Genomic DNA, 5426 nt, shown 5'->3' with positions numbered 1-5426 from the left:
CGGCACCGCGGCCCGCATAATCCGCTGAACCGCCGGATACGGACCCGTATGTCCGGTGGTGTGGGAGGGGCGGCGTCGCGAGACGCCCCCCTATCCCGATTTTCTGCTTTGATCTGCGTCGCCCGGATTTCGCTTCGCTCCGTCCGGGCTACAGGTCGTCGTGATTAAGCGGCTGTCGAAGCCTTCCGAGCGGCCTTCTGCTCGGCGGCGAGCGCCTCGTCGCGGCGGATCTCCGAGAGCTTCTTCTGGACCTGCTCCGAGAAGATGTACTGCGCCGGACGCTGCTTGGACATGTCGATCTCCGGCGCCATCGGGCCCGAGGTCTTGATGCCGCGCAGCGACACCCACATCGCCTTCAGCGGGTTGTTGAGCGCAGCAGTAGCCGCCGTCGGCTCGTAGCCGCAATGCGCCATGCAGTCGGCGCACTTTTCGTACTTGCCGGTGCCGTAGGTGTCCCAGTCGGTGGTGTCCATCAGCTCCTTGAAGGTCTTCGCATAGCCTTCACCGAGCAGATAGCAGGGCTTCTGCCAGCCGAAGATGTTGCGCGCGGGCATGCCCCAGGGCGTGCACTCGTATTCCTGGTTGCCGGCGAGGAAGTCCAGGAACAGGCCGGAATGCATGAAGTTCCACTTCTTGCCCTTGCCCATCGCGAAGACGTCGCGGAACAGCTTCTTGGTCTTGGTGCGGTTGAGGAAGTGTTCCTGATCCGGCGCGCGCTCATAGGCGTAGCCCGGCGACATCGAGACGCCGACACCGAGCTCGACGGTGAGGTCGAGGAATTTCGCGATCTCTTCCGCCGGATGGCCGTCGAAGATGGTGGCGTTGACGTTGACGGTGAAGCCGCGCGCCTTCGCCGCCTTGATCGCGGAGACGGCGCGGTCGAACACGCCCTTCTGCGACACGGCCTTGTCGTGATGGTCCTTCAGGCCGTCGAGATGCACGGAGAAGAACAGGTAGGGCGAGGGCTCGAACAGGTCGAGCTTCTTCTCGAGCAGCAGCGCGTTGGTGCAGAGCGAGACGAACTTCTTGCGCGCAACGAGGCCGCGCACGATCTCGCCGATCTCCTTGTGGATCAGCGGCTCGCCGCCGGGAATGGCGACCATCGGCGCGCCGCATTCATCGGCGGCGTCCCAGCACTCCTGCGCCGTCATGCGGCGGTTCAGGATCGCATCGGGATAATCGATCTTGCCGCAGCCGACGCAGGCGAGGTTGCAGCGAAACAGCGGCTCCAGCATCAACACGAGCGGATAGCGTTTGCGGCCAAGCAGTTTCTGCTTGAGCAAATAGCCGCCGATACGCATTTCCTTGAAGAAGGGTATAGCCATCACAAGTTTCTTTCTGGGCTTGAAATTCGGGTGGGTCAGCTCGCAGCCAGTTCGGCCGGAAGCCGGAATTCGATGTTTTCCTCGCGGCCCGGCAGCACCGAGACCTTAACCGGTCCGATCCGCCGCATCGCTTCGATCACGTCATCCACGAGTACCTCAGGCGCCGAAGCGCCGGCCGTGATGCCGACGGTCCTGGCATTTTTCAACCATTCCGGATTGAGCTCGCTGCCGTCGGCAATGAGATAACTCGCGACACCGGCCTCAGTGCCGATTTCGCGGAGCCGGTTCGAATTTGAGCTGTTGGCTGCGCCCACCACCAAGATCACGTCGACCAGCTTGCTCAAATCCCTTACCGCAGATTGGCGGTTCTGTGTCGCATAGCAGATATCCCGGATATCCGGGCCTTGAATATCTGTAAAGCGGGCCTGGAGGGCCGCAATGATGTCCTTGGTGTCGTCGACCGACAGGGTGGTCTGGGTGATGTAGGCCACTGGCGTATCCGCCGGCAGCGTCAGCGCCTTAACCTCTTCGACGCTCTGGACCAGCTGCACCGGGCCAGGAACCTGGCCCATCGTGCCCTCGACCTCGGGGTGGCCGGCATGGCCGATCAGGATCAGCGTGCGGCCCTTGGCGATGTAACGCTTCCCCTGATTGTGAACTTTCGTGACCAGGGGGCAGGTGGCATTCAGCACCGGAAGGTCGCGCGCGGCGGCCTCTTCCTCGACGCTGCGGGCGACGCCATGGGCGCTGAAAACGGTCACGGCCTTCGGTGGAACCTCGGACAGCTCCTCGACGAAAATCGCGCCCTTGTTCTTCAGGCTTTCGACGACGTACTTGTTGTGCACGATCTCATGGCGCACGTAGACGGGCGGGCCATACTTCTCCAGGGCCCGTTCCACGATCTCGATCGCACGTACCACTCCCGCGCAGAAGCCGCGCGGTTGCGCCAGATAAACTTCCATTGGACGCCCATTACGCAAGTTGCACCAATCCGCTCAGTAGTCCCCGGCGGCATTCCGATACTGACCAATGAGTAGCAATAGCCGTACCATTGGTTCGCGCACGCGGTAACCACCCACCCCACTTCGGGTTCCGGCGCATGGAAGCACAGCGCTTTGTGTCAAAAAATCGGCAGAAAGGAAAGGTCCAGGAAACTGGGGTACCGTCCCAAGCTAGTATCGCGGTATCATAATACAGGATGCCTTGCGAGTGGCACGGCGACATTTGTGCTCACTCTTTCGTCACTTTCCCGCCTCAACTCACCGGCTATACCGACCGCCCCGCATGATTTTGCGATGGTCTCCCGCCGTTTACCTCGACCTTCGTGCGGCGATCACCACTCAAAACAGCATAGGTTTCGCCCGGGAACTCCGATAAACAGCGGGCGTTTCCGGCAAGCTGTTAACACTAGAAAGAAATGATGTGCTGCAAAGCGTAGTCGTTGCCATCGTCAGGGCCTGCACCCGGTTTGCCTCCCTCGTCGTCGTTCTCGGGCTCCTGCTGGCGGTGGGGGCGGGCTATTACACGTCCAAGCATTTCGCCATCAACACCGACATCAATTCGCTGATTGCCCAGAATCTCGACTGGCGCCAGCGTGACCAGGAGTTCGACCGCGCCTTCGACCGCGATGCGACGATCACGGCAGTGGTCGAGGCGAGGACGCCGGAGATGGCGACCGCGGCGGCGGACGCGCTGTTTGCCAAGCTCAAGGACGACAAGACCAACTTCCAGTCGATGCAGCAGCTCGGCACCGGTGAGTTCTTCGAGAGGAACGGCCTGCTGTTCCTGCCGACCGAGGAGGTCGCCAAGATCACCGGCCAGTTCGAATCCGCGGCCCCCCTGATCGAGATCATGGCGGGCGATCCCTCGATCCGCGGCCTGACCGGTGCGCTGGAGACGGGGCTTGCGGGCGTCAAGCGCGGCCAGGTCAAGCTCGACAGCACCGAGCGGCCCTTCAACCTGATCTCGAAGACGGTCGAGACCATTGTCAACAAGGGCAATGCAAGCTTCTCGTGGCGCGAACTCGTCAGTGACGAGCCGCTGTCGGACTCCGACAAGCGCGCCTTCATCGAGTTCAAGCCGATCCTCGACTACAACTCGCTGCAGCCCGGCAAAGCCGCGACCGACGCAATCCGCAAGGCCGCGGTCGATCTCGACTTTGCGACCAAATACCAGGCGCGGGTGCGGCTGACTGGTCCGGTTCCGATCGCGAACGAGGAATACGCGACCGTCCAGGAAGGCGCCGTCGTCAACGGCATCGGCACCGTCCTCGTCGTGCTCATCATCCTGTGGCTGGCGCTGCATTCGGCGAAGATCATCTTCGCCGTGTTCGTCAATCTCTTCGTCGGGCTCGCGATCACCACCGCCGCCGGTCTGATGATGGTTGGCTCGCTCAATCTCTTGTCGGTCGCATTTGCGGTGTTGTTCGTCGGCTTGGGCGTCGATTTCGGAATCCAGTATAGCGTCCGCTACCGCTCGGAGCGCTACAAGGTCAACGATCTCTCGAGCGCGCTGGTGCTGGCCGCGAAGCGCTCGGCGGTGCCGCTGTCGCTGGCGGCGATGGCAACCGCGGCCGGCTTCCTCTGCTTCATGCCGACCGACTACAAGGGCATTTCGGAGCTCGGCCAGATTGCCGGCGTCGGCATGCTCGTTGCCTTCCTCTCCAGCATCACCGTCCTGCCGGCGCTGCTGAAGTTGTTGAACCCGCCCGGCGAGAAGGAGCCGGTCGGATATGCCTTCCTGGCGCCGCTCGATCACTTTCTGGAGAAGCACCGCGTGGTGATCGTTGGCGGCACTCTGCTGCTGGCGCTCGCCGGCCTGCCGCTGCTCTACTTCATGAAGTTCGACTTCAACCCGATGAACCTGCGGAACCCGAACGCTGAGTCGATCGCGACCTTCCTCGATCTCCGCAAGGATCCGAACACCGGCGCAAATGCCATCAACGTCATGACCAAGTCCGAGGAGCAGGCGAGGCAGGTCGAGGCGAAGCTGGAGAAAGTGCCGGAGGTGCTGCGGGTGATGTCGCTCGACAGCTTCGTGCCGCAGGATCAGGAGCCGAAGCTGAAGCTGATTGCGCAGGGTGCCAAGGTGCTGAACCCCGCGCTCAATCCCGACCAGATCGACGCGGCGCCGACGGATCAGGAAAACGTCGAGGCGCTGAAATCCTCGGTCGACACTCTGCGCCGGACTGCGGGCGAAGCGAAGGGACCTGGCGCGGACGCCTCGCGGCGGCTGGCCAATGCGCTCGAGAAGCTCGCCAATGGCGACGAGGCCACGCGCAACAAGGCGCGGGATGTGTTCGTCACGCCGATGAAGATCGTGTTCGACCAGCTCAGGAACGCGATGAAGGCCGAGACGGTCACCCTGAAGTCGCTGCCGCCCGATCTCGTCAGCGCCTGGAAGAGCAAGGACGGTATCATCCGCGTCGAGGCGCTACCGAAGGGCGACCCCAACGACAACGACACGCTGCGCAGGTTTGCGGCGGCGGTGCTCAATGCCGAGCCGACCGCGATCGGCGGGCCGGTCTCGATCCTGAAATCCGGCGACACCGTGGTGAGGGCGTTCATTCTCGCCGGCATCTACGCGCTGCTGGTGATCGGCCTGTTACTGTGGATCACGCTGCGGCGGTTCGTGGACGTGCTGATGACGCTGGTCCCGCTTCTGGTCGCTGGTGCGGTGACGCTCGAGATCTGCGTGTTGATCGGCCTGCCGCTCAACTTCGCCAATATCGTCGCATTCCCGCTACTGCTCGGCGTCGGCGTCGCCTTCAAGATCTATTATGTCGTGGCCTGGCGCTCGGGCAGGACAAATCTGCTCCAGACCAGCCTGACGCGCGCGATCTTTTTCAGCGCACTGACGACGGCGACCGCGTTCGGCAGCCTGTGGCTGTCGAGCCATCCGGGCACGTCCAGCATGGGCAAGCTGCTCGCACTCTCGCTGGTGACGACGCTTGCCGCTGTGCTGCTGTTTCAGCCGGCCCTAATGGGCAAACCCCGCAATCTCAGGGAGTAGGCAGATGTCGCCGACGGGGTCGGCGGCGCCCTTCGGACCGGGCTTGGTTGCGCCGGCGGCCTTCGGGGCAGCGGGCGCAGGCGCGGTGGC

3 protein-coding genes and 1 pseudogene are annotated in these 5426 nt (G+C 62.9%); 1 reads left to right on the top strand and 3 read right to left on the bottom strand.

The genetic code is table 11. The features are described from left to right. Nucleotides 1-164: 164 nt before the first annotated feature. Together hpnH and ispH are read right to left on the bottom strand one after the other, a co-directional pair. Nucleotides 165-1325 (bottom strand): adenosyl-hopene transferase HpnH, encoded by a 1161-nt coding sequence (gene hpnH, locus AC629_RS34175; protein ID WP_084809189.1) that lies wholly within the window; start codon nt 1323-1325, stop codon nt 165-167. 35 nt (nt 1326-1360) lie between these two features. Further along, nucleotides 1361-2287, bottom strand: coding sequence for a 4-hydroxy-3-methylbut-2-enyl diphosphate reductase (ispH, locus tag AC629_RS34170; protein ID WP_084809188.1), 927 nt, complete (start codon nt 2285-2287; stop codon nt 1361-1363). A gap of 460 nt (nt 2288-2747) precedes the next feature. On the opposite strand from ispH, the gene hpnN reads away from it, so the two are divergent. After that, a complete protein-coding gene (gene hpnN / locus AC629_RS34165; protein WP_084809187.1) occupies nt 2748-5336 on the top strand; it encodes a hopanoid transporter HpnN in 2589 nt (862 codons plus the stop codon). On the opposite strand, the pseudogene AC629_RS49215 reads toward hpnN, so the two are convergent. Continuing rightward, nucleotides 5304-5426: pseudogene (locus AC629_RS49215) on the bottom strand (DUF2147 domain-containing protein); the annotation flags it as partial. The gene hpnN and the pseudogene AC629_RS49215 overlap by 33 nt on opposite strands.

Source organism: Bradyrhizobium sp. NAS80.1 (genome assembly GCF_001908205.1).
Lineage (GTDB): Bacteria > Pseudomonadota > Alphaproteobacteria > Rhizobiales > Xanthobacteraceae > Bradyrhizobium.
The sequence above is the reverse complement of the archived record's forward strand: the minus strand, read 5'-3'. Positions and strand labels throughout refer to the sequence as shown.

Bases quoted from the DNA above. Each gene is read 5' to 3' on its own strand.
- hpnH (WP_084809189.1), bottom strand. From the start codon at position 1,325: ATGGCTATACCCTTCTTCAAGGAAATGCGTATCGGCGGCTATTTGCTC.
- ispH (WP_084809188.1), bottom strand. From the start codon at position 2,287: ATGGAAGTTTATCTGGCGCAACCGCGCGGCTTCTGCGCGGGAGTGGTA.